The sequence below is a fragment of the Nonomuraea maritima genome (genome assembly GCF_900100395.1).
GTDB classification, from domain to species: Bacteria; Actinomycetota; Actinomycetes; order Streptosporangiales; family Streptosporangiaceae; genus Nonomuraea; species Nonomuraea maritima.
On sequence record NZ_FNFB01000002.1, the window covers coordinates 165591 to 188704 of the forward strand.

Genomic DNA, 23114 nt, shown 5'->3' on the forward strand with positions numbered 1-23114 from the left:
TCCCGCCATACCGTCGCACCCTGGCCACATGGGTGTGAAGGTCAGTGTGATCGTCAATGTTCACAATCCGGGTGACACCGCCGACGCGTGCATCCGCTCCGCCCTGGAGCAGACACTGCCCGCGGACGAATACGAAGTGATCTTCGTGGACGACGGGTCCACGGACGGCATCACCGAACGCCTCGACGCCATCGCGGGCGCTCGTCCCCACGTGCGCACGCTGCACCTCCCGCACACCGGCTCCCCGATGCGCGGCCGCAACGTCGGCCTCGCCGCGGCCACCGGCGACTACGTCTACTTCCTCGGCCAGCGCGACCGCCTCGACCGCGACGCACTCAGGCGCATGCACGACCGCGCCGTGGAGACCGACGCCGACGTGCTCATCGGCCGCCTGGTCAGGGAATCGGGGCCGCCGATGACCGCCTTCGAACGCAGCACCGCCCGCGCCGACATCCTGCGCGACCGGCTGCTCACCCTGCTGCAGCCGCAGCAGCTCTACCGCCGCTCCTTCCTGGAGCAGCACGACCTCGGCTTCTCCGTGAGCGGCAGCCGGATGGCGGAGCAGGCGTTCGTCATGCGGGCGTACCTGCACGCCAAGGTCATCGCCGTGCTGGCCGAGCACGTCTGCTGCCATCTCGGCGAGGTCCTGCCCGCCGAGGAGAAGCCGCGCGCGATCGCCGCGGAGCTGTACGCGCTGCTCGACGACATCGACACCTACGTCGGCGAGGGCCGGCAGCGCGACCGCATGTACGCCCACTGGTACCGCCACGCCGCCCTGCGCCCGCTGCTCACCACCAGGTTCGCCGAGTCGTCCGTCGACCGGGGCGTGCACTTCCGGGTCGTGCAGGAGCTCGTCACCAAGCGGTTCCACGAGCGGCTGGACGCGTACCTGCCGGTCCAGCTCCGCCTGATCGCCGCCTACGTCCGCGCCGGGCGGCTCGACCAGATCGTGCTCATGGCGAACTTCGGCGTTCGGGCCAAACTGCGCGCCGACCTGACCGAGGTGCGCTGGGACGCGCACGTCCTCGTGCTCGCGCTGACCGCCGAGATGGTGAACCGCGACAACACGCCCGACCGGTACCGCCTCGACGGCGACCGCATCCACTGGGTCCCGCCGCGCGCCCTCGACCTCAGGAACGTCTCCGACGGCGTCACCGACATCACCGAGGCGGTCGAGCGCGCCCGCATGGAGGTGTACGTCCGCCACGCCCGGACGGGCGTCGTCCACTTCCTGCCGCTGACCCAGCACGTGGCACAGGTCAAGGAGGGCCGCCGTCAGGTCCGGGTGCAGATCAAGGGGGAGGCCCGGCTGGACGTCACCAGCGCCGCCCTCGGCGAGCCGCTCACGTCGGGGCAGTGGGAGGTCCACGTACGGATGTACAGCGGCGCCAACCAGGCGAGAGCCCGCGTCGGCCGCGCCGAGGGGCCGCTCAACTGCCTCGGCGTGCTGGCCCAGCGGCCCAGGACGCGGCTCGTGGTGCCCTGCTGGAGCGACCACGGCGACCTGGGCCTGGCCATCGAGCCGCGCTCGTTCACCGAGTCGATCGCGCTGGTGTCGCCCGGCGTGTCACTCAAGCAGCTCGACGGGAACATGTACGTCGTGCTGCCGGTGCCGTACGTGCCGCCGAGCGGCGGCCCGCCGCTGGAGCTGGTGCTGCGCGGCCTCGGGCGGCGCGATCGCGAGGTGAGCGTCCCCGCCCTGGTCGAGGCCGGGGTGCCCGGCAGGATCGCCGGGCAGCTCGTGGCCAAGGTGCCGGTCAAGCGCATGGCGGGCAGCGGCGAGCTCAGCACCGGCGGCTGGACGTGCTCGCTGCGCAGCCCCGAGGAGGAGGTCGGGCTGCGCTTCAAGCTGGAGGTACGCGGGGGGAAGGTGCGGGCGAGACCCTCCGGCAGCGCCCTGCGCCCGCGTTCGCCCCTCGGCCGGGACACCGTGCTGCACCGCCTCGGCCGCCGGCTGCCCGGTGCGCGCCACCTGGTCCGCTGGGCGCGCGCCGGACGGCACCGCTACCTGTCCTGACGCGGCTTCCCTGTCCAGGCCTCGAGTTCCTCGAAGGCGCTGCGGAAGACGGGGAGCATGGGCTTGAGCTGGTCGGGGTAGACGTCGACGAGGCTGTCGAGGTGGTTGCCGCCCTCCACGCGGTGGTAGCGGAACGGCCGGTGCGGGCCGACCATCTTGGCGTAGACGTCGGAGTCACGCGAGATCGGCAGCAGCGTGTCGAGCGTGCCGTGCAGGGTGATCAGCGGCTTGGTGATCCGGCCGGTGAGCGCGATCTTCGCCATCGCCGCGTACGGCTTGCGCCTGTCGTAGTCGTAGTCGGCCGGCGCGCCCGTGTACGAGGGGTCGAGCTCCTTCTGGTAGATCTCCTGCGTCAGCTCCCAGTAGTAGTCGCGGTGGAACTGCCACAGGAACTCCGAGCCGGGCGCGAACCCCGCGGCGTACACGCCCTTGCCGTCCGGGTACGCCTTCAGCGCCTTCGGCAGGAAGTTGAGCAGGTTGTCGCCCTTGAGCCGGAAGAGCGTGCCCTCCCAGTCGATGCCGCCGTCGTACAGGTGACCCTTGTTCTCCAGCTGCCACCTGACCAGGTAACCGCCGTTGGAGATGCCGGCGGCGTACGTCCGCTTGACGCGGCGGCCGTAGTGCCGGCCGACCACGGCCTTGGCGGCCACGGTGAGCTCGGTGACGCGGTCGTTCCACTCGGCGATGGCGTCGCCCGGCCTGCGGCCGTCCTCGTAGAAGTTCACGCCGACGTTGCCCTTGTCGGTGCCGGCGAACGCGTACCCCTTGGCCAGCACCCAGTCGGAGATCGTGTAGTCGTTGGCGTACTGCTCCCGGTTGCCCGGCGTGCCGGTGACGACCAGGCCGCCGTTCCAGTTGTCGGGGAGCCTGATGACGAACTGGGCGTCGTGGTTCCAGCCGTGCGTGGTGTTGCCGGTGGAGGTGTCGGGGAAGTAGCCGTCGATCTGGACGCCGGGCACGCCGGTCGGGTTGACCGTGGCGGCCGAGTGCAGGCCGGCCCAGTCGGAGGGGTCGGTGTGCCCGGTCACCGACGTGCCGGCCGTCGTCAGGTCGTCCAGCCTGGCGACGACCTGGCGTTCCGCGCCCGGCACGACGAGAGGCGTCCCGCCGCCCGGGGTCAGCAGGCTCGCGACGAGGGTGAGTGCGACGAACATCTACGCGTCCTTCACGTGGTCGGCCAGCAGGCGCTGGAACTCGGCGGGGTGTTCGAGGTGCGGGCTGTGGCCGCAGTCGTCCAGCACGACCTCGCGGTAGTGGCCGTAGCGCTCCAGCACCGTCCTGGTCTGGGTGACCATGGGCTGGGCCGGGGTGCCGGGGGAGCCGGGCACGACGCCGAGCGCGCCCAGGTGGGCGAGGTCGAACAGCGAGGTGTCCGACACGATCAGGTCGTCGGCGCCCCTGATCCACAGGATGGGCGGCCTCGGGTGGATCTCGTGCAGGTGGTCGAGGCGGAAGTGGGTGGGCGCGATGGCGTTGAGTACGCCGGTCTTGCCCGGCGCCACGCCGGGCCAGGCGCCGGAGGTGGCTGCGTCGCCCGGGTAGTGGGCCTCGCCCACGCGGGTGGTGAGCATCGACCGTACGTAGAAGTCCTCGTCGGTGAGTCTCGCCGGGTCCTTCACGTACGACGATCGCAGGACGTTGCGCGGCGACGTGGGCGACTCCTCCGACAGGTCGCCGGCCTGGAGGCGGGTCACGAAGTCAGGGTTGGCGGCACCGGCGCCCGCTCCCGTGCCGTCGGGGTGCGTGAGCCGGCCGTCGGGCCCCTCCGTGCCGCCGAAGCCGTACGGCGAGATGGGGTTGACCAGCGTCACGCTCCTGACGACGGCGGGCCGGTCGCGCAGCGCCTGCAGCACGACGCCGCCGCCCATGCTCCAGCCGACCAGGTGGACGCCGTCGAGTCCGAGGGCGTCGACGAGCTCCAGCACGTCGTCGCTGTAGTCGCGCAGCCCTCGGGTGGCGTCCACCGGCGCCGGGTCCGTCTCGCCGAACCCGCGCAGGTCCACCGCGAGCGGACGGTACCCCTCGGGCAGCGCCGCCATGCTGTCGCGCCAGAACGCGCCCGAGGAGACGTTGCCGTGCACGAACAGCACCGGCTCGCCGTCCGTCCGGCCGTCCACGGTGTGGACGTGCTGGGAAAGCCTCTGGGTGGTCACCTTCATCGCGCGGGCGTCCTCTCCGCGAGGTCGCTGCCCTGGGTCTCGCGGGCGGCGTAGACCGCTCCCAGGGTGAGCACCGCCGCCAGGCCGAGGTAGATCGAGATGGGCACGCTCGTGCCGTATTCGCGCAGCAGCGCGACGGCGATGATCGGGGCCAGCGCGCCCGCCACGATCGCCGAGAGCTGGGCGCCGATGGAGACGCCGGTGTAGCGCATCCGCGTGCCGAACAGCTCGGAGAAGAAGGCGGCCTGCGGGCCGTACATCATGCCGTGGAAGAGCAGGCCGACGGTGACGGCCAGGGTGATGGCGAGGAAGTTGCCGGTGTCCACGAGCGGGAAGAACGCGAAGATCCACACCCCGATGCCGGCGGCGCCCGCCAGGTAGATCGGACGGCGGCCGACCCGGTCGGACAGCGCGCCCCACATCGGGATCGTGACGAAGTGGATGGCCGAGGCGATGAGCACCGCGCTCAGCACGGTCGAGTTGGGGATGTCGTTCGTGGTCGCGTACGTGATGACGAAGACGGTCAGCAGGTAGAACGAGATGTTCTCCGCCATGCGCGCGCCGATCGCGATGACCACGTCCTTCGCGTGGTGGCGCAGCACCCCGACGATCGGCGCCCGCTCCTCGGGCGGGGCCTGCTGGAACACCGGCGACTCGCTGATCGTCAACCGGATCCACAGCCCGATCAGCACGAGGACGCCCGACAGCAGGAACGGCACCCGCCAGCCCCACGACAGGAACGCCTCCTCCGACTGCAGGGCGGCGAGGGCCGCCAGCACGCCGGTCGCGAGCAGGTTGCCGCCCGGCGCGCCCGCCTGCGGCCACGACGCCCAGAAGCCGCGCCGCGCGTTGTCGCCGTGCTCGGAGACGATCAGCACCGCGCCGCCCCACTCGCCGCCGAGCGCGAAGCCCTGCACGAGCCGCAGCGACGTCAGCACGAGCGCCGCGGCCGGGCCGAGCGTCTCGTACGTCGGCAGGCAGCCGATCAGGAACGTCGCGGCGCCCATCATCAGCAGGCTGACGACCAGCAGGGTCTTACGCCCGATCCGGTCGCCGAAGTGGCCGAAGACCAGGCCGCCGAGCGGGCGGGCGACGAAGCCGACCGCGTACGTGAGGAACGCCAATAACGTGCCTGTCAGCGGATCGGACTCGGGGAAGAACAGCTTGTTGAACACGAGAGCGGCTGCCGAGCCGTACAGGAAGAAGTCGTACCACTCGATGGTGGTGCCGATCAGGCTCGCGGCGACGATCTTCTTGATGGAAGTGGCCATGCCGGTCACGGTAAGGAGTGACCGGCGTCACTCATATGGGCTCGGGACCCACAGTCTCCGGGGTGGATGTGTGGCCGAGCCGGTGCAGCCGGAGCGCCAGCTGGATCTCCAGCGCCCGCTCCGGCTCCAGCCAGCCGTCGCCGAGCAGCCTGCCGATCCGGTCGAGCCGCTGCGTGACGGTGTTGACGTGGATGTGCATGGCCTCGGCCGTACGCGAAGGGGAGCCGCCCGTGCCGAAGTACGCGGCCAGCGTGGCGATCAGGGCGGTGCCGCGGCGGGCGTCGTAGTCGATCACGGCCCCGAGCACGCGTCCGACGAAGCCGCGCACGTCGCGGCCGTCGCCGACGAGCAGCCCGACGAACCCCAGCTCGGCCGCGCTCGCGCCGCCGCCGGTCCGCCCCAGCGCGATCAGCGCCTCGGCGCACCGCCGCGCCTCCTGGTAGGCGGCCGCCACGTTCCCCGCCTCGCGCGGCCCGGCCGGCACGTGACACGCGCCTGCCGTGGCCGGCGTGTGCAGCGACGCGGTCAGCTCGGCCGCCGCCCGCTGCGCGACGGTGCCCGCGCCGTCGCCCGGCAGCAGCAGCACCACCTCGTCGCCGCGGCCCGCGGCCAGCCCCTGCCGCACCGTGGCCTGCGACGACGCCCAGAACGCCGCCCGCTCCCGCTGGCCGCCGTGCCGCAGGACCACCACGACGTACGACGCCCCCAGGTCGACGCCCAGCCTGCGCGCCCGGTCGGCCAGCCCGGGGGAGCCAGGACGGGTGATCAGGTCGTCCAGCAGCTCGCCCCTGACCCGGCCCTCGGCCTCGGCCACGCTCCGGCGGAACAGCAGCAGCAGCGCGCACACCAGCGCCGCCCGCTCCAGGATGTGCTCGTCGGCGTCGTCGCTGCGCAGGATCAGCGTGCACAGCGGCTCGCCGCCGACGTCCACCGACGCGATCAGCAGGTCGGCACGCCGCACCGTACGGCCCAGCGCCCGCGAGGCCTGCGCCGCCTCGAACACGCCCGCGTCCAGCTCGCCCACGTCGCCGCTGATCGGGCGGCCCGCGTCGTCGAGCACCGCCAGCGACCCGCCCAGCACGTCGGTCACCACCGCCGCGACGTCCTCGATGCCGCCGCCGCGCAGCACCAGCGAGGTCATCCGGTCGTGGGCCATCGCCGCCCGTTCGACCGCCTCGCCGTGCTCGCGCACCTTCCGGTGCGCCTGCGACAGCTCCTCCAGCGCGTTCCTCGTCTCCTGCAGCAGCCGCGCGTTGTCGATCGCGACGGCGGCGTGCGCGGCCAGGCTGGCCAGCAGCGCGACCTCCTCCTGGTGGAACGGCCGCGCGCTGCGGTTGGCCGCCATCAGCACGCCGATGACCCGCTGCCCCAGCCGCAGCGGCACGCCGAGGATCGCGACGAGGCCCTCCTCCTTGACGGCCTCGTCGATGTCGTCCTTGTGGCGGAACCTGGCGTCGGCGAAGTAGTCGGCCGTCGCGTACGGCACCGCGGTCTGCGCCACGAGCCCGCCCAGCCCCGCCCCCATCGGCAGCCGCACCGCGCGGAACTTCGCCGAGATCGACCCGTCGGTGACCCGCATGTAGGTGTCGCTGCGCTCGGGATCGTGCAACGTCATGTATGCGATGTCGGTCGCCAGCAGCTGCCTGGCCCGGTGCACGATCGCCTCGAGCACGGCGTCGAGGTCGCGCAGGGCGGCCAGGTCGCCGGCCGTGTCGTACAGCGCCGACAGCTCCGCCTCGCGCCTGGCCCGCCGCCTGAGCAGCGCCCGCACCCGCAACGCCTCGACCTTGGCCTGCTCAAGCTCCTCGATCGTGGCCGCGTCCGCGCCGGCCGCGCGCGCCTCGATGATCGGCCCCTCGAACTCGACCGCGGACGCCTCCCGGGCCAGCAGCTCGAGAAACCGCCGCGCGCTCAAAAGGGTGACCGGTTCACTAGCGGGCGGTCCATCCGCCGTCGACGGGCAGGGAGACGCCGGTGACGAACGAGCCGGCCGGGCCGCACAGGTAGGCGACCAGCTCGGCCACCTCCTCGGGCTCGATGAGCCGCTTGATCGCGGCGGGCTCCAGCATGACCGACTCGACGACCTCGTCCGGTGAGATGCCGTGCACCTTCGCCTGGTCGGCGATCTGCGCCTCCACCAGTGCCGTGCGCACGTACGCCGGGCAGACGCACGTCGAGGTCACCCCGCGGGCCGCCCCTTCCAGGGCGACGACCTTGGAGAACCCCTCCAGCGCGTGCTTGGCCGTCACGTACGCCGACTTGTACGGCGAGGCCCGCAGCCCGTGCACCGACGAGATGTTCACGAACCGGCCCCACCCGCGCTCGTACATGCCGGGCAGCACCTTGCGCGCGATCAGGAACGGCGCTTCCACCATGACCCGCAGGATGGCGGAGAACACCTCGGGAGGGAAGCCCTCGATCGGGGCCACGTGCTGGAACCCCGCGTTGTTCACCACGATGTCGATCGGCTCGCCGGGCAGGGAGTCGACGAACCCCGGCTCGCTCAGGTCGGCGACCACGGCCGTGCCGCCGATCTCGGCGGCCACCTGCTCGGCGGGCTCGGCCCGCATGTCGACCACCAGCACCCGGGCCCCCTCGGCGGCCAGCCGCCTGGCGCACGCCGCTCCGATGCCGCCCCCGGCCCCCGTCACCAGCGCGGTCCGCCCCGTCAGATCCTTCGCCATAACCCGAACCCTAGGCGTTCCTTCCGCCGTGACGCATGGGTGCCGCCGACATAGCTGGGCGTCGGCATATGTGGATCACCATCTGTGCTAGGTTGACGCCGTGTTCGCGCATCTGTCCCAGTGGTGGCCCGCCTCCTAGGCGGCCCCCTGAGCATGCGCACCACGGCCGCCTCGGCGAGGCGGCCGTCACCGTTTCCGGTGGGTGTCCCCCCGTCGAGCACCGACGAGAAGGGACGCACATGGCCTCCACCACCTGGCCGACACTGCTCACCACGCTGCTCGACGGCGTGTCGCTCACCTCCCGCCAAGCCGCGTGGGCCATGGGCGAGATCATGTCCGGGCGGGCGGGCGACGCCCGGATCGCCGCGTTCGCGGTCGCGCTCCGCGCCAAGGGCGAGAGCGTCGCCGAGCTGGCGGGGCTCGCCGACGGCATGCTCGCGAGGGCGTCCGCGATCCGTGTCCCCGGCGAACCGGTCGACCTGGTCGGCACCGGAGGCGACCGTGCCGACACCGTGAACATCTCCACCATGGCCGCCGTCGTGACCGCCGCCGCGGGCGCCAAGGTCGTCAAGCACGGCGGGCGGGCCGCCTCGTCCAGGGCGGGCTCCGCCGACGTGCTCGAGGAGCTCGGCGTGGTCATCGATCTGCCGCCCGCGGGCGTGGTCGAGGTGGTGGAGGAGGTCGGCATCACGTTCTGCTTCGCGCCCGTCTTCAATCCGGCGCTGAAGCACGCCTCGGCGGCGCGCCGCCAGCTGGGCGTCCCCACGGTCTTCAACATCCTCGCGCCGCTGACCAACCCGGCGCTGCCGTCCGCCCAGGCGGTCGGCGTCCACAGTGCGGCGATGGCGCCGGTCATCGCCGGGGTGCTGGCCGAGCGCGGCGGCTCCTCGCTGGTCTTCAGGGGCGACGACGGGCTCGACGAGCTGACGACCACCGGCCCGTCCACCGTCTGGGTCGTACGGCGCGGCACGGTGACCCCGACGTCGTTCGACCCGCTCGACCTGTCGATCCCGCGGGCCGGGCGCGACGACCTGCGCGGCGGCGACGCCCAGCAGAACGCGGACGTGGCCCGTGCCGTCCTGGGCGGCGAGCGCGGCCCCGTCCGCGACATCGTGCTGCTGAACGCGGCCGCCGCGCTGGTGGCCGCCGACGGCACGCCGCCGGCGGCCGAGCTGGCCTCGGCCCTGGAGGGAGGCGTCAAGCGCGCGGCCGACGCCGTCGACTCCGGCGCCGCCCTCGCGCTGCTCGACCGCTGGGCCGAGGCCACCAGGGCCGCGGCGGCGCGCGGGTAGCCCGGTCAGGGCCTCGTCATGGACAGGACGTCGAGCGCGGCGTCCAGCTGCTCCTCGGTGAGGGTGCCGTTGGCGACGTGGCCGCGCTCGATGACGACCTCGCGGATCGTCTTGCGCTCCTGGAGGGCCTGCTTGGCGATCTTCGCGGCCTCCTCGTAGCCGACGTACCGGTTGAGCGGGGTGACGATCGACGGTGACGACTCGGCGTACTCGCGCAGGCGCTCGACGTTCGCTGTGATGCCCAGGACGCAGCGGTCGGCGAGCAGCCGCGACACGTTCGCCAGCAGCTTGATCGATTCGAGGATGTTGCGCGCGATGACCGGCAGCTGCACGTTCAGCTCGAAGGAGCCGGACGCGCCCGCGAACGTGATCGCCGCGTCGTTGCCGATGACCTGGGCCGCGACCATGGCCGTGGCCTCGGGGATGACGGGGTTGACCTTGCCGGGCATGATCGACGACCCGGGCTGCAGGTCGGGCAGGTTGATCTCGCCGAGGCCGGCCCGCGGCCCCGACCCCATCCACCGCAGATCGTTGGCGATCTTGACGAGCGACACGGCCACGACCTTGAGCTGGCCCGAGAGCTCCACGATCGAGTCCTGCGCGCTCTGCGCCTCGAAGTGGTCGCGCGCCTCGACGAACGGGATGTCGGTCGCCTCACGCAGCTTCCTGACGGCCTCCTCGGCGAACCCCGGCGGCGTGTTGATGCCGGTGCCCACGGCGGTACCGCCGAGCGGCAGCTCCAGCACGCTCTCCAGCGCGGTCGTGACGCGGACGACGGCGTGGTCGATCTGCGTGGCGTACCCGCCGAACTCCTGGCCCAGCGTCACCGGCGTCGCGTCCATCAGGTGCGTGCGCCCCGCCTTCACCACGCCGGCGAACTCGATCGACTTCGCCCGCAGCGCCTCCGCGAGGTGCCGCAACGAGGGCAGCAGGTGGTAGGTCACCTCCGTGGCCGCCGCCACGTGGATCGAGGTGGGGAACACGTCGTTGGACGACTGCGAGGCGTTCACGTGGTCGTTCGGGTGCACCGGACGGCCCAGCCGCTCCTCGGCCAGCGTCGCGACGACCTCGTTGGCGTTCATGTTGGACGAGGTGCCCGAACCGGTCTGGAAGACGTCGATCGGGAAGTGGTCGTCGTGCTCGTTGTCGGCCACGTCGGCGGCCGCCTGCGCGATCGCCTCCGCCATGTCCTTGTCGATGACGCCGAGCTCGCCGTTGACCTCGGCGGCCACCGCCTTGATGAGGCCGAGCGCCGCGATGTGGGCGGGCTCCAGGGGGCGTCCCGAGATCGGGAAGTTCTCCACCGCTCGCTGGGACTGCGCGCGCCACCTGGCCCCCGAGGGGACGCGGACCTCGCCCATCGAGTCACGTTCGATTCTGAACTCGCTCATGACTCCCAGTCTGTCCCACGCCTCCCGGCCCGGGCGGGGAGGCGGGCCGGGACGAGCGTCATGGCCGTCAGCTGGTGATGAAGGCCACGATCAGGATGGCGATCAGCACGGCAGCGGCGGCGGCCACGCCCATGAGCAGCAGCATGCCGTTGCGGTTGCCCTTGGACTCCTTCTCCGGCGGCCCGGCGATGGCGAACAGGTCGGTGCCGAGCCCGTGCCCCGCGTACGGCCCCTCGGGAGCCTGCGGCCGCGGGGCCTGCTCGGGGCGCTGGTCGGGGCGCTGCTCGGGACGCCGTGCCGGTTGCTGTTGCTGCTGGGGCGCGGGAGTCGGGAACTTCGGCCGCATGACGTGGACCGTCCGGTCGGGGTCGAACCCCGCCTCACCGGGGTTCGCGTACGGCGCGGACCCCTGCGGGGGACGTCCGGGCGGGGGCATGTTCGGCACGGTGACGCCGCCGTCGGGCGCACCCTGCGGCCCCACCCGCTGCGGCCCCGACGCGGGCCCGACCCGCTGCGGCCCTGAGCCCGGCTGCGGCCCCGACGGGGGCCCGACCCGCTGCGGCCCTGAGCCCGGCTGCGGCCCCGACGGGGGCCCGACCCGCTGCGGCCCTGAGCCCGGCTGGGGCCCCGGCGCGGGCGGTCTTTGGGGAGCGCCGGGGTGTCCGGCCGGCGGGCCGCCGTGACCGGCTGGGGCCTGCCCGGGCTGTCCTGGCTGCTGCCCGTGCTGTTGCCCGGGTTGCCGTACGGGCGGCTGCTGCCCGGGGCCGGTCGGCTGGGCGGGCCGCTGCGGGCTCGGTGCGCCCGTCGGCTGTGCGGCCGGCTGTGCGGACGGCTGAGCGGGCGGGTACGGCGTGCCGGCAGGCCGCGGGGCGTACGGGCCGGTGGTCGGGGGCTTCGGGTTACGGTCGGGCAAAGCGGCCTCCTGCGCCCTGACAGCCTCGGCCGTCATCGCCGGCATCTCGTTGGTGGGGGTGTCGGCGACCATGCGCAGCATGGTCTCCGCCTTCGCGGCGCTGAGCCGCTGCCGGTGGTCCTTGTTGAGCAGCCCGTTCAGCGCCGGGCGCAGCTGCCCCGCCTGCGTGGGCGGGTCGGTGCTCTCCGACAGCAGCGCCGCCAGCGTCTCGGCGACGGTGGCCCGCTCGTAGGCGGGACGTCCCTCGACGGCGAAGTACAGCGTCGCGCCGAGCGACCACATGTCGGACTCGGGCCCGGTGTACTCGCCTCTGGCGCGTTCTGGGGCGGTGTAGCCGGGGGAGCCGATCACCATGCCCGTCCTGGTCAGCCGGGGGTCGCCCTCGGACTTGGCGATGCCGAAGTCGGTCAGCACCACCCGGCCGCCCTCGGTGATGAGCACGTTGGCCGGCTTGACGTCGCGGTGCGTGATGCCCTGGGCGTGCGCCGCGCGCAGGGCGCCCACCAGGTCGACGCCGATCTCCGCGACGAGGCGCGGCGGCAGCGGGCCCTCCTCGTCGATCACCTGCTCCAGCGAGCGGGCCTCGATGAGTTCCATGATGATCCAGGGACTGCCGTCGTGGATCAGCACGTCGTGGATGGCGGCGACGGCGGGGTGGCTGATCCGGGCGGCGAGGCGGCCCTCACGGACCATGCGTTCGCGCAGCTCGGTTCGTTGCTCCTCGGTGAGCCCCGGATCCTGGCGGATCTCCTTGACCGCGACCTCTCGGCCCAGCGCACGGTCGCGGGCGCGCCACACGGTGCCCATGGTGCCCCGGCCGATGGGGGCGATGAGCTCGTAACGGTCCGCGAGCAGGCGTTTCTGCTGTTCCGGCATGAGACGACGATATCTATTCTCGATTGGGAAGTGCTTTACCCTCGCTTGCGAAGTTCTCGGGGCCAGAACCGTCGAGGAAGGAACAACTTTATCACCGTCGCCTTGAAACGGACATAAGTAGACGGAGCGGGACGAGATTCTCCGCGCCTACGGTGAACGCCTTCGCCGGGTTTCCGTTCCTGTCGCGGCGACGGCACGCTGACCTGCGGCCCGGTGGTCTCGGCGCGGTGCATTCCGCGGTGCGACGGCCGGCGGGGGAAAGGCGTCTGGGCGCCCACGGACGACGGCCGCGACGGTCGTGACGGCTTGCGCGGCGGCAGCGGCTCCTCCGCCGACCCGCCCGCCGCCACGCGGGCCAGCATGAGAGAGGCCCGTACGGAGTCGAGCCTGGTCGCGGGGTCGATGCGCAGCAGCGCGTCGAGCACCGGCGCGAGCGGGCCGGCCTTGCTCATGGGGATCGGCTCGCCGGTGGTGAGGGCGGCGAGCGCGGCGGCGGCCGTACGCCTGCCGTGCAGGCCCCTGCCCTCGACGGCGGTGTAGAGGGTCGCGCCGAGCGACCACAGATCGGCCGCGGGGCTGGCCTTGGCGCCGAGCACCCGCTCTGGCGCGATGTAGCCGGCGGACCCGAGCACGATGCCCGCCTGGGTGATGGACACGTCGCCCTCGAGCGCGGCCAGGCCGAAGTCGGTGAGCACCGCGCGGTCTTCCGTCACCAGCACGTTGCTGGGCTTGACGTCGCGGTGCAGGATGCCCTTGGCGTGCACGGCCCGCAGCGCCCCGAGGATCTGCCGGCCGATCTCGGCGGCCAGGCGCGGCTGGAGCGGGCCCTCCTCCTGGATGATCTGCTCCAGCGACTTGGCGCGGAGCAGCTCCATCACGATCCAGGGCCGGTCGTCCTCGGTGACCACGTCGAAGACGGTGATGACGGAGGGATGCGCGACCATCGCGGTCGCCCGGCCCTCGCGCTCGGTGCGCGCGCACAGCTCGGCGCGCAGCTCCTCGTCGAGCACGGCCGGCAGCCGTACCTCCTTGACCGCGACGTCGCGGTCGAGCAGTTCGTCGTGCGCCCGCCACACGGTGCCCATGCCGCCGCGTCCGACCGGTTCCATCAGCCGATAGCGCGCGGCGAGGAGGTAACCGGAGGGCGCACGCATGGCAGGCAGCTTACCTATTTGTGTAAACCGACCAGTAGAGGCGGGGCCGATAATTTGTTGCGAAGTTCAGTCATCCCGCCTGACTCGTCACGTCAGCAAAGGTCAGGGCCACATCCACCCAGTTGGTGGCCCTGTGCCACGGCTCAGTCGGCCGCCGCGCCACAGCGCGCCGACCGGGTGCGGAAGTGGCCTTCTCCGGCGTGCCGGGACGCGTCCGTCCGGCCCGGATCGCCCGCCCTGCGGCGGCCCGCCGACCGTCCTTCGCGTCCTGTGGGTGACAGGCCGGATGTCGGATCGGTCCGATCGCACAGGGCGGCTTACCTCCGTACGAGTGCCTGTTTTGGCCGGTACGGACGCCATGCACGCGAGCGGCGGCCCGCCCGATGTGTCCATCGGCACAGTCATCGGGCCGCGGTTTGTGCATGATGCCCGGTAGGGGCTTTTCCCGTTTGCGGCAGGCTGACACGCATATACCCACGGAGTCCTGTCAGCGAGCTGTAAGGATCCGGTAAGAGGGTGGGGGCATGGTTGAACCGTGAAAGCCGGCACGCTCCCGCAGACCGCGGCAAAGCGCCGCCCCTGAATGCCAGGCTGGTACTGACGCCCAGGTCGAACCGCTGACAACAGGCTTGAACAGACCGTTGGAGGACGTGATGAAGACGCGCCAGATCCAGGTCCCACGCCGGCCCAGGAAGCCGACCGAGGCCTCGCTGGACCTTCGCACGCCGTCGGGGCGGAAACTGCCTTTTTGACTCCGCCGGAAGCGCAAAGTGAGAGGTGCGAAATGTGCAGACACATTCCTGTTTGCCCGGATGCTGACTCTCCCGACCGGGAGCGGTCGCACGTGATCGCGGCTCACCCCGACCAGGGCTGGAGCCTGCTCTGCAACGGCGTCGTCCTGTTCGACGACACCGGCATGCTGCTGCCCGACGGTTCGGTCGTCGCGCCGCACCGCGCCGCGGTCGCCGCGTGAGCGCCTCCTGGGTCGCGAGGCCGGAGGAGCGGCGCGACATCCCGGTCGTCCGCGCGATCGAGATGGCCGCGTTCTCCACGCCGGCCGAGGCCGACCTGGTCGACGCGCTGCGCGACAGCCCCGCGTGGATTCAGGGGCTGTCGTACGTGGCCGAGCGCGACGGCCTGGTGGCCGCGCACGCGCTCCTCACCCGCTGCCACATCGGCGGCGTGCCTGCCCTGGCACTCGCCCCCTGCGCCGTGCTCCCCGCCCACCAGCGGCAGGGCGCCGGGACGGCCGCGATCGAAGGCGCCCTCGCCGCCGCCCGCGACCTCGGCGAGAGTCTCGTGCTCGTGCTCGGGCACCCGTCCTACTACCCGCGGTTCGGGTTCGTCCCCGCCTCGCTGTACGGCGTCCGCGCGCCCTTCGACGTGCCGGACGAGGCCATGATGGCGCTCGTCCTCGACGACTCGGGGCGGGTGCCGGGCGGCACGATCGCCTACCCGGCACCGTTCGGCGTGCTGGTCTGAGTCAGCGACGGCCGATGCTCAGCACCGGCCCCGTACGGTCGGTGAAGAAGTCCTCCCCCTTGTCGTCGACGACGATGAAGGCGGGGAAGTCGACCACCTCGATCTTCCACACCGCCTCCATGCCCAGCTCGGGGTATTCGAGCACTTCGACCTTCTTGATGCAGTCCTGCGCCAGACGGGCGGCCGGGCCGCCGATGGAGCCCAGGTAGAAGCCCCCGTACTTCTGGCACGCCTCGGTGACCTGCTTCGAGCGGTTGCCCTTGGCCAGCATCACCATCGAGCCGCCGGCCGCCTGGAAGCGCTCGACGTACGAGTCCATGCGCCCGGCCGTGGTCGGGCCGAAGGAGCCGGAGGCGTAGCCCTCGGGGGTCTTGGCGGGACCGGCGTAGTAGACGGCGTGGTCCTTGAGGTACTGCGGCATCTCGCCGCCGTTGTCGAGCAGCTCGGAGATCTTGGCGTGCGCGATGTCGCGGGCCACGACAAGAGGACCGGTGAGGGAAAGGCGCGTCTTGACGGGATATTTCGACAGCTCGGCGAGGATCTCCTGCATGGGACGGTTGAGGTCGATGTTGACCACGTCGTCCGAGAGGTGCTCGTCGGTGGTCTCCGGCAGGAACCGCGCCGGGTCGGTCTCCAGCTGCTCCAGGAAGATGCCCTCGGGCGTGATCTTGGCCAGCGCCTGGCGGTCGGCGGAGCAGGACACCGCGATGGCGACCGGGCAGGAGGCGCCGTGACGGGGCAGGCGGATGACGCGTACGTCGTGGCAGAAGTACTTGCCGCCGAACTGCGCGCCGATGCCGAGCTTCTGCGTGAGCTCGAAGACCTTCGCCTCCATCTCGAGGTCGCGGAACCCGTGCCCGGACTCGGAGCCCTCGGTCGGGATCGAGTCGAGGTAGCGGGCGCTGGCGTACTTGGCGGTCTTGAGCGCGTACTCGGCGGAGGTGCCGCCCACGACGATGGCCAGGTGGTACGGCGGGCAGGCCGCCGTGCCGAGCGAGCGGATCTTCTCCTCCAGGAAGGCCATCATGCGCGTCTCGTTGAGTACCGCCTTGGTCTCCTGGTACAGGAACGACTTGTTGGCCGAGCCGCCGCCCTTGGCCATGAACAGCAACTTGTACTCGTCAGGGTGGCCGTGGGGGTCCTCGGCGTACAGCTCGACCTGGGCCGGGAGGTTGCTGCCGGTGTTCTTCTCCTCCCACATGGTCAGCGGGGCCATCTGGGAGTAGCGCAGGTTGAGCTTGGTGTAGGCGTCGTACACGCCGCGCGAGACGTGCTCGGCGTCACGGCCGTCGGTCAGCACGTGGCGGCCGCGCTTGCCCATGACGATCGCGGTGCCGGTGTCCTGGCACATGGGCAGCACGCCGCCGGCCGAGATGGAGGCGTTCTTCAGCAGGTCGAGGGCGACGAACCGGTCGTTGCCGCTGGACTCGGGGTCCTCGATGATCTTCCGCAGCTGCGCGAGGTGGGAGCTGCGCAGGTAGTGGGAGATGTCGTGGACGGCGGTCTCGGTCAGCAGTCGCAACGCCTCGGGGTCGACCTCGAGGAACGTACGCCCAGCCGCTTCGACCTTCCGCACCCCCTCCGTCGTGATCAGCCGGTATTCGGTGTCGTCGGCTCCCAGCGGAAGAAGGTCGGTGTAGTCGAACTCGCCCATGTCCATCCTTTCGGTCCCCCAAGAGATTACGCGCCCTTGGGCGCCCGTTGGGGAGCGACCGAGGGCTCACGCCTCCGACGGGCTGACGACCGTGCCCGCCGCCGGGTTCCTGCGGCTGAGCCCCACGAGGATGCCCGCGACCACCAGGCCCGCCCCCAGCAGGTCGTACGCCGACGGCATCGCCACCCCGAGCACCGCTCCCGTGACGATGGCCGCCACCGGGATGAGCCCCGCGAACAGCCCGGCCCGCCCAGGCCCGAGCCTGGGCAGCGACTTGTACCAGAGGAAGAAGGCCACGACCGTCACCACGATCGCCAGGTAGGCCAGCCCCAACGCCTCCGCGGGCGTCGGGGTGCGCAGGATGCCCGTCCCCTCCGTCGCCAGCCCGATCGCGGCCAGCATGGGGACGGCGAGCGTCGTGGAGTACGCCGACGTCCTGATCGCCCCGAGCCGGGGGAGCAGCGGGATGGCGAGCAGCGAGAAGCTCACCTCGCCGACGAGCGCGCCGAGCGCCCACAGCAGGCTGGTGGCGTTGCCGCTGCCGAGCCCGGTGGCGAGCGTCGCCCCGGCTACGACCACGCACGCCCCGGCCAGCACCCGCGGCGCCGGGCGCCCGCCGGCCAGCGCGAGGGCGAGCGGCACGGTGCCGAGTACCGTGCCGACCAGCGCGGGGCCGGAGGCGCGGGTGGACTCGATCACGCACACGTTGAACACGACCAGGCCGAGCAGGGCGAGCCCGCCGAGGCACAGCGCCTCGCGCGCCGTCGGGCGGACGAACCGCAGGCCGAGCACGCGCGTGACGACGAGCAGGATGATCGCGGCCACGAAGTAGCGGAGGGCCTGCCCGCCGTACACGGGGTAGGAGTCGATGAGCCCCGAGACCCCGGCCAGCGTCCCGACGAGGAACATGGCCGTGGCGGCCCCCACGATGCCGTTCCTCATGCGACGGATGCTAGGAAGACGGTGGTTCGCGGAAACAGCCCGACGTCCGCCCGGAAGACAGGACCATCATGGCCGACCTTCATATCCAGATAGATCGTGCCAAGGGCGGCATCTCCGGGCAGGTCGCGTCGGAGCTGCGCGATTCCATCCGCGGCGGGCGGCTCGCTCCGGGCACCCGCCTGCCGTCGTCGCGCGACCTCGCCGCCGACCTGCGGGTCTCCAGGGGAGTGGTGGTGGAGGCGTACGAGCAGCTGGTGGCCGAGGGGTTCCTCGTCTCGCGCGTGGGCGTCGGCACCCGGGTCGCGCGGAAGAGCGCCGTACGGGCCGGTCTGCGCCGGCGGTCCGCCACGGTGCAGGAAAGCGCCCCGCCCGGGCTTGCGCACGCTTCGTTCTACGGTCATCGCCCCACCTCCCCCGACCTCGGCCACTTCCCCCGCGAACGCTGGCTGTCGGCCGTCAGGCACGTCCTCGCCACCGTACCCTCGGACGCTCTCGATTACGGGGACCCTGGCGGCGTGCCCGAGCTGCGGGAAGAGCTGGCCGGCTACCTGCGGCGGGTGCGGGCGGCCGACGTGCGCGCGGAGCACCTCGTCATCGTGGGCGGGGTCGCCCAGGGGCTCAGCCTGGTGCTGCACGTGCTGGTGGGGCAGCGTCCGGTACGGCTGGCGGTCGAGGACCCGGTGAGCCATCGCCAGATCCCCCTGCTGCGGCGGGCGGGCGCGCAGCTCGTCCGGGTCCCGGTGGACGCGCAGGGCCTCGACGTACGGCGGCTGGGCGGCGACGCCGTGCTCGTGACGCCCGCCCACCAGTTCCCGACCGGCGTGGTGCTGTCGCCCGAGCGCCGGGCGGCGCTGATGGAGTGGGCCCACGCCGGCGACCGGGTCGTCCTGGAGGACGACTACGACGCCGAGTTCCGCTACGACCGCGAGCCCGTCGGCTGCCTCCAGGGCCTCGCGCCCAACCGGGTGGTCCTGGTGGGCAGCGTGAGCAAGGCGCTCGCGCCCGGCCTGCGGCTGGGCTGGGTGGCGGCCCCGCCCGACCTGGCCGAGGCCGTCCGCCGCGCACGGGGCGAGCTCGACCTCGGCTCCCCGGTCGTCGAGCAGTACGCCCTCGCGCACTTCCTGCGTACCGGCGGATACGACCGGCACCTGCGGCGGATGCGCCGGGAGTACCGCCGTCGTCGTGACGCGCTGGTGACCGCGCTGGCCGAGGAGCTGCCCGGCGTCCGGGTCGGGGGCATCGAGGCGGGCCTGCACCTGTACCTGGAGCTGCCGGACGGCTGGGACGAGGAGCGCGCCGCGCGGATCGCCACGGAGCACGGGCTGTCGGCCGAGCCGGTGGGGCCGATGCGGGAGAGCGCGGGGCCGCCGGCGGTCGCGGTGGGCTTCGCCCGCCTGCCCACGCACAAGGCCGCGGACGCGATCCGCGGCTTGAAAGCTCATATGTCAGGACAAAAGGTTGACTGAGGGACAAAAAGTCGCTTAGAAAGAAACGGACCATGAGGTTGGAGGCGCCATGCGTGTGGGACTGCTCGGGCTGGGCCGGATAGGGGCCTTCCACGCGGCCACCCTGGCCGCGCACCCGCTGGTCGACGAGCTGATCGTGGCCGACCCGGTCCGTACGTCGCCGTACGGCAAGCAGGGCGACCCCTTCGACGCCGACGTGGTGGTCATCGCGACCCCGACGGCCACCCACGCCGACCTGATCCTCAGGGCGGCCCGCCAAGGAGTGCCCGCCTTCTGCGAGAAACCGGTCGCGCCCACGCTCAGCGAGACCGTCAAGGTGCTGGACGCCTGCGCGGAACACCGGGTGCAGATCGGTTTCCAGCGCAGGTTCGACCCCGGCTACGTGGCCGCCGCGCAGGCGCTGCGCTCAGGGGAGCTGGGCGAGCTGCACCGGGTGCACATGGTGACGGCCGACCCGGTGCCCCCGCGCGCCGACTACATCCCCCAGTCGGGCGGGATCTTCCGCGACTGCCACATCCACGACTTCGACGCGCTGCGCTGGGTGACCGGCCGCGAGGTGAGGTCGGTGTACGCGACCGGCGCCAACCGGGGCGCCGCGATCTTCGCGCAGGCGGGCGACGTCGACAACAGCGCCGCCCTGCTCACCCTGGACGACGGCACGCTCGCCACGCTGCAGGGCTCCCGCTACAACGGCGGCGGCTACGACGTACGCATGGAACTGGCCGGCACCCGGCGCACCCATGCTGTCGGCCTCGGCCCCCGCGCCCCGCTGCACTCGACGGAGGGCCTGCCAGGTCCGCGCCGTCCCTGGCCCGACTTCCTCACCCGGTTCGAGACCGCGTACTGGGCCGAGATCGACTGCTTCCTGCGCGGCGAGACGAACCCGTGCTCGATCGAGGACGCCCTCGAGGCCCTCTACATCGCCGAGGCCGCCGACCTGTCGCTGCGCGCGCGCCGTCCCGTCGAGATCCACGAGGTGCGATGAGGCGTCAGGCGGGTGACGTCTCCGCCGCCCGCCTGGGCTCGAAGCCAGAAGCGAGCGCGATGATCGCGCCCGACAGCAGCAGCGGCGCGGCGAACGCGACCCGCATGTCCACGGCCTCCGCGAGCCCGCCCACCAGGGCCGCCCCCACGATGAAGCCGACGTAGTTGAAGAGGTTCACCCGGGCGATGGCCACGCCGGTGCCCGCCGGGTCGAGCCGTCCCGCCGCCGAGAACGACTGCGGCGCCACCACCGCGAGCCCCACCCCGGCCAGCCCGAACGCGACGATGCCGAGCACCTGGTTCGGGGCGGCGACCACGCCGAGGAACCCGAGGGCCGCGAGCACCCCGCCGATCCTGACCACGGCGGCGGGGCCGTACCTGCGGACCGCGACGTCGCCGCCGAGCCGTACGGCCAGCGTGGCGGCCTGGTAGGCGACGTAGGCGAGCGGGATGACCCGCGGGCCCGCCTCCAGGACGTCCTTCATGAACACGGTGTTGAAGTTGGAGACGGCGGCGTCGCACACGTACAGGAAGCCCATGGCGAGGCAGAGCGGGATGATCGGCCGCCACGGGAACCGGCCGGTGGCGGGCGTGCCGGCCGGGGTCGCCGCCTTCTCCTCCTCCGGCGAGCACAGGTGGCGGCCCGCGTAGAGCGAGCCGGCCACCGCGAGCACCATCGGGAGCGCCATGACGAGCTCCAACGGCAGTCCTGCGGTCACCGACACCCACAGCGCCGCCGTCATGCCGAGCGCGCTCCACACGCAGTGGAAACCGTTCAGCACCTCGACGCCGTACCTGCGCTCGACCGCCACGCCCTGCATGTTCATGCCCGCGTCCACGGCGCCGACGGTCACCCCGAACAGCAGCAGCGCCGCCACCAGCAGCATCAGGTCGGGCGCGAGCCCGGCGAGCACGACGGCGGCGGCGAGCAGCGGCTGGGCGACCCGCAGCAGCAGCCTGCTCCCCAGCCGGGCGGCGAACGCGCCCGCCGCGACGCTGCCCGCCCCCGCGAAGACGGGGACGATCAGCAACAGCAGCGTCAGCGTGCCCTCGTCCACACCGTGCTTGGTCTGCAGGTTCGCGACCTGGACGAGCAGGGACGCGAACGAGAGCCCCTGGACGCCGTAGACGACGTACGTGGCGAGACGGGCCTGGCGATCACGTGAGGACGGCACGGTGGCCTCCTGATCGGGGGGAATCAAACGTGAGGCGCGGTCAGGTTAGCCCCTGCCACCCCGCTCCGCCAGACCCCGTCCACCGCTCTCCGCGGCGCCGTCAGTGCGGCGGGGGAGTGACCGGCCCGCGCGCGGTCGGAGAGGGGCAGGGCGGCGCGGCCGGAGAGGGGCAGGGCGGCGCGGACGGGGAGGGGACGGGCCGTGCGGCCGCCCACATGCCGAGGGCCAGCAGCGCGGCGACCTCGGTCACCGCGAGCCCCCGCTCCACCAGCCCCAGCGGCATGACCCGCCACCACGCCAGCCCGTTGCTCGCCCCGACGAGCATCGCCGTGCCGATGCCCGCCACCCACAGCAGCGAGCACACGCCCAGCCCGAACGCCACCAGCGCGGCCCGCGACCGCAACCGCCGCCACGGCCACGCGATGATCATCACCGCCGCGGGCAGGCACAGGAAGGCCACGAAGCTGCCCACCCGGTGGATGCTGCCGCTCATGCTCGGCCCCACCGACCAGTCGTGCTTCTCGAACGCCGCCGTCACCAGCAGCCCGGCGCTCCAGCCCAGCAGCGCGAGGGTGCCGAGGACACCGGCCAGCCCCCTGCGTGCCAGCGACACCGCGATGGCGGCCGACCCTGCCGCGAGCAGCCCCACTCCGAGTGCGAACACCCAGCCGTCGGGGCCGAGGCCGTGCTCGCTGATGGTCCGCCTGACCGGGTTCATCTCGTCGAGGGCGGCGACCTCCAGGCCCGCGATCAGCGCGACCCCCGCACCCGCCGCGCCGAGACCCCACCGCGCCGCTCGATGCACGCCGACACCTCCCTTTCGCCATGGACCAACGGACGAGTCCCGAAGGGGGTTCCGTCCAGGAGGGCGCCTGCTCGACCGCCACGCCGAGGCGAACGTGATGCTCGCCGAGGGGATCGCCGGACTGCTCGCGAGGATCCACCGATGCTGTCCGATTTAGGCAGAGCGTCCAGGGCTGTCGGCGGATATCGTCAGAAGTGTGAACGAACGCTCGGGCTCGTGGTTGCCGAAACTGCAGGAAGTCGGAGAGCGGCTGGCCGAGGAATGGGTCACCGCCCGCCGCCCACCCTCGCGACCCGACCTGCCGCAACCGCACGAGCTGCGCGCGTCCGACGCCGACCGCGAACGCATCGCCCAGGTCCTCCAGGACGCCCACGCCGACGGCCGGATCACGATCGAGGAGCTCGACGAGCGCCTCGGCACCCTCTACGCGGCGCGCACGCTCGGCGAGCTGGCCGCCCTCACGCAGGACCTGCTGCCCGCCGAGGAGCAGCCGCTCAACCTCGACGGCCGCCCGGTGTCGGCCGTGTTCAAGAAGGAGGAGCGCGGGGGCCGCTGGGTGGTGCCGGCCGAGCTGGGCGTCACCGCCATGTTCGGCACCACCAAGCTCGACTTCCGCGACGCGATCCTGCAGAACCGGCGCATCGTCATCAACGCCACCCTCGTCTTCGGCGGCCTGGAGATCCACGTGCCCGAGGGCCTTGAGGTGATCAGGGTCGCCAAGGACAAGACCGTCCGTCTCACCAAGCAGCCCACCGAACCGGGCGCGCCGGTCGTCGAGGTCCGCACCACCAACTTCGCCGGCGAGGTCAAGGTCAAGGAACCCCCACGCCGCAAGCGCCGCCGCTGACC

The 23114-nt window shown here is 72.3% G+C and carries 19 protein-coding genes; 7 read left to right on the plus strand and 12 right to left on the minus strand.

Going from position 1 to position 23114, the window contains the following annotated elements; all coding sequences use genetic code 11:
• Positions 1 to 28 precede the first annotated feature (28 nt).
• Positions 29 to 2017: a glycosyltransferase family 2 protein gene (locus tag BLR04_RS04385; RefSeq protein ID WP_090759842.1), complete on the plus strand. Its 1989-nt coding sequence runs from the start codon at positions 29 to 31 to the stop codon at positions 2015 to 2017.
• Here BLR04_RS04385 and BLR04_RS04390 read toward each other — a convergent pair.
• From BLR04_RS04390 to BLR04_RS04410, 5 genes are read right to left on the minus strand one after another with little or no spacing between them, the layout of a single operon-like run.
• Positions 2005 to 3171 (minus strand): alpha/beta hydrolase family protein, encoded by a 1167-nt coding sequence (locus BLR04_RS04390; RefSeq protein WP_090759844.1) that lies wholly within the window; start codon positions 3169 to 3171, stop codon positions 2005 to 2007. The two genes, BLR04_RS04385 and BLR04_RS04390, sit on opposite strands and share 13 nt — an antisense overlap.
• A complete protein-coding gene (locus BLR04_RS04395) occupies positions 3172 to 4176 on the minus strand; it encodes an alpha/beta fold hydrolase (RefSeq protein ID WP_090759845.1) in 1005 nt (334 codons plus the stop codon).
• Positions 4173 to 5447 (minus strand): MFS transporter, encoded by a 1275-nt coding sequence (locus BLR04_RS04400; protein WP_090760721.1) that lies wholly within the window; start codon positions 5445 to 5447, stop codon positions 4173 to 4175. The genes BLR04_RS04395 and BLR04_RS04400 overlap by 4 nt, the downstream gene beginning before the upstream one ends.
• A gap of 31 nt (positions 5448 to 5478) precedes the next feature.
• The gene (locus BLR04_RS04405) at positions 5479 to 7362 is read right to left on the minus strand and encodes a helix-turn-helix domain-containing protein (RefSeq protein ID WP_090759847.1); all 1884 of its coding nucleotides are present in this window, start codon (positions 7360 to 7362) and stop codon (positions 5479 to 5481) included.
• A gap of 16 nt (positions 7363 to 7378) precedes the next feature.
• Positions 7379 to 8131, minus strand: coding sequence for a 3-hydroxybutyrate dehydrogenase (locus BLR04_RS04410; protein ID WP_090759849.1), 753 nt, complete (start codon positions 8129 to 8131; stop codon positions 7379 to 7381).
• 239 nt (positions 8132 to 8370) lie between these two features.
• On the opposite strand from BLR04_RS04410, the gene trpD reads away from it, so the two are divergent.
• Positions 8371 to 9423, plus strand: coding sequence for an anthranilate phosphoribosyltransferase (gene trpD, locus BLR04_RS04415; RefSeq protein WP_090759851.1), 1053 nt, complete (start codon positions 8371 to 8373; stop codon positions 9421 to 9423).
• 5 nt (positions 9424 to 9428) lie between these two features.
• Here trpD and BLR04_RS04420 read toward each other — a convergent pair whose 3' ends face one another.
• From BLR04_RS04420 to BLR04_RS04430, 3 genes are all read right to left on the minus strand, one after another.
• Positions 9429 to 10814, minus strand: a complete 1386-nt coding sequence (locus tag BLR04_RS04420; RefSeq protein ID WP_090759853.1) for a class II fumarate hydratase — start codon at positions 10812 to 10814, stop codon at positions 9429 to 9431.
• A 67-nt stretch (positions 10815 to 10881) separates the two neighbouring features.
• Entirely contained in the window at positions 10882 to 12603 is a 1722-nt protein-coding gene (locus tag BLR04_RS42240) for a serine/threonine-protein kinase (RefSeq protein WP_090759855.1), read from the minus strand.
• Between the two features lie 35 nt (positions 12604 to 12638).
• Entirely contained in the window at positions 12639 to 13757 is a 1119-nt protein-coding gene (locus tag BLR04_RS04430) for a serine/threonine-protein kinase (RefSeq protein ID WP_090759857.1), read from the minus strand.
• A 784-nt stretch (positions 13758 to 14541) separates the two neighbouring features.
• On the opposite strand from BLR04_RS04430, the gene BLR04_RS04435 reads away from it, so the two are divergent.
• Both BLR04_RS04435 and BLR04_RS04440 read left to right on the plus strand, forming a co-directional pair.
• Complete coding sequence (locus BLR04_RS04435) at positions 14542 to 14730, plus strand: DUF5999 family protein (RefSeq protein ID WP_090759859.1); 189 nt, start codon at positions 14542 to 14544, stop codon at positions 14728 to 14730.
• Positions 14727 to 15239, plus strand: coding sequence for a GNAT family N-acetyltransferase (locus BLR04_RS04440; protein WP_245740024.1), 513 nt, complete (start codon positions 14727 to 14729; stop codon positions 15237 to 15239). Before BLR04_RS04435 ends, BLR04_RS04440 begins: the two co-directional genes overlap by 4 nt.
• A gap of 1 nt (position 15240) precedes the next feature.
• On the opposite strand, the gene BLR04_RS04445 is transcribed toward BLR04_RS04440, so the two are convergent.
• Together BLR04_RS04445 and BLR04_RS04450 are read right to left on the minus strand one after the other, a co-directional pair.
• Entirely contained in the window at positions 15241 to 16893 is a 1653-nt protein-coding gene (locus tag BLR04_RS04445; RefSeq protein WP_090759861.1) for a fumarate hydratase, read from the minus strand.
• A 66-nt stretch (positions 16894 to 16959) separates the two neighbouring features.
• Positions 16960 to 17835, minus strand: a complete 876-nt coding sequence (locus tag BLR04_RS04450) for a DMT family transporter (RefSeq protein ID WP_090759863.1) — start codon at positions 17833 to 17835, stop codon at positions 16960 to 16962.
• Positions 17836 to 17903: 68 nt separating this feature from the next.
• On the opposite strand from BLR04_RS04450, the gene pdxR reads away from it, so the two are divergent.
• Positions 17904 to 19301, plus strand: a complete 1398-nt coding sequence (pdxR, locus tag BLR04_RS04455) for a MocR-like pyridoxine biosynthesis transcription factor PdxR (RefSeq protein ID WP_090759864.1) — start codon at positions 17904 to 17906, stop codon at positions 19299 to 19301.
• Between the two features lie 49 nt (positions 19302 to 19350).
• Positions 19351 to 20286, plus strand: coding sequence for a Gfo/Idh/MocA family protein (locus BLR04_RS04460; protein WP_090759865.1), 936 nt, complete (start codon positions 19351 to 19353; stop codon positions 20284 to 20286).
• Positions 20287 to 20290: 4 nt separating this feature from the next.
• Here BLR04_RS04460 and BLR04_RS04465 read toward each other — a convergent pair whose 3' ends face one another.
• Both BLR04_RS04465 and BLR04_RS04470 read right to left on the minus strand, forming a co-directional pair.
• Positions 20291 to 21460: an MFS transporter gene (locus tag BLR04_RS04465; protein WP_090759868.1), complete on the minus strand. Its 1170-nt coding sequence runs from the start codon at positions 21458 to 21460 to the stop codon at positions 20291 to 20293.
• Positions 21461 to 21560: 100 nt separating this feature from the next.
• On the minus strand, positions 21561 to 22265 hold the full coding sequence (locus BLR04_RS04470) for a DUF998 domain-containing protein (RefSeq protein ID WP_176902930.1): 705 nt from the start codon (positions 22263 to 22265) through the stop codon (positions 21561 to 21563).
• A gap of 196 nt (positions 22266 to 22461) precedes the next feature.
• On the opposite strand from BLR04_RS04470, the gene BLR04_RS04475 reads away from it, so the two are divergent.
• Entirely contained in the window at positions 22462 to 23112 is a 651-nt protein-coding gene (locus BLR04_RS04475) for a DUF1707 SHOCT-like domain-containing protein (RefSeq protein ID WP_176902931.1), read from the plus strand.
• Positions 23113 to 23114 lie beyond the last annotated feature (2 nt).

Bases quoted from the DNA above. Each gene is read 5' to 3' on its own strand.
- pdxR (WP_090759864.1), top strand. From the start codon at position 17,904: ATGGCCGACCTTCATATCCAGATAGATCGTGCCAAGGGCGGCATCTCC.
- trpD (WP_090759851.1), top strand. From the start codon at position 8,371: ATGGCCTCCACCACCTGGCCGACACTGCTCACCACGCTGCTCGACGGC.
- BLR04_RS04410 (WP_090759849.1), bottom strand. From the start codon at position 8,131: ATGGCGAAGGATCTGACGGGGCGGACCGCGCTGGTGACGGGGGCCGGG.
- BLR04_RS04395 (WP_090759845.1), bottom strand. From the start codon at position 4,176: ATGAAGGTGACCACCCAGAGGCTTTCCCAGCACGTCCACACCGTGGAC.
- BLR04_RS04460 (WP_090759865.1), top strand. From the start codon at position 19,351: ATGCGTGTGGGACTGCTCGGGCTGGGCCGGATAGGGGCCTTCCACGCG.
- BLR04_RS04430 (WP_090759857.1), bottom strand. From the start codon at position 13,757: ATGCGTGCGCCCTCCGGTTACCTCCTCGCCGCGCGCTATCGGCTGATG.
- BLR04_RS04445 (WP_090759861.1), bottom strand. From the start codon at position 16,893: ATGGGCGAGTTCGACTACACCGACCTTCTTCCGCTGGGAGCCGACGAC.
- BLR04_RS04435 (WP_090759859.1), top strand. From the start codon at position 14,542: ATGTGCAGACACATTCCTGTTTGCCCGGATGCTGACTCTCCCGACCGG.
- BLR04_RS04450 (WP_090759863.1), bottom strand. From the start codon at position 17,835: ATGAGGAACGGCATCGTGGGGGCCGCCACGGCCATGTTCCTCGTCGGG.
- BLR04_RS04400 (WP_090760721.1), bottom strand. From the start codon at position 5,447: ATGGCCACTTCCATCAAGAAGATCGTCGCCGCGAGCCTGATCGGCACC.
- BLR04_RS42240 (WP_090759855.1), bottom strand. From the start codon at position 12,603: ATGCCGGAACAGCAGAAACGCCTGCTCGCGGACCGTTACGAGCTCATC.
- BLR04_RS04390 (WP_090759844.1), bottom strand. From the start codon at position 3,171: ATGTTCGTCGCACTCACCCTCGTCGCGAGCCTGCTGACCCCGGGCGGC.
- BLR04_RS04420 (WP_090759853.1), bottom strand. From the start codon at position 10,814: ATGAGCGAGTTCAGAATCGAACGTGACTCGATGGGCGAGGTCCGCGTC.
- BLR04_RS04385 (WP_090759842.1), top strand. From the start codon at position 29: ATGGGTGTGAAGGTCAGTGTGATCGTCAATGTTCACAATCCGGGTGAC.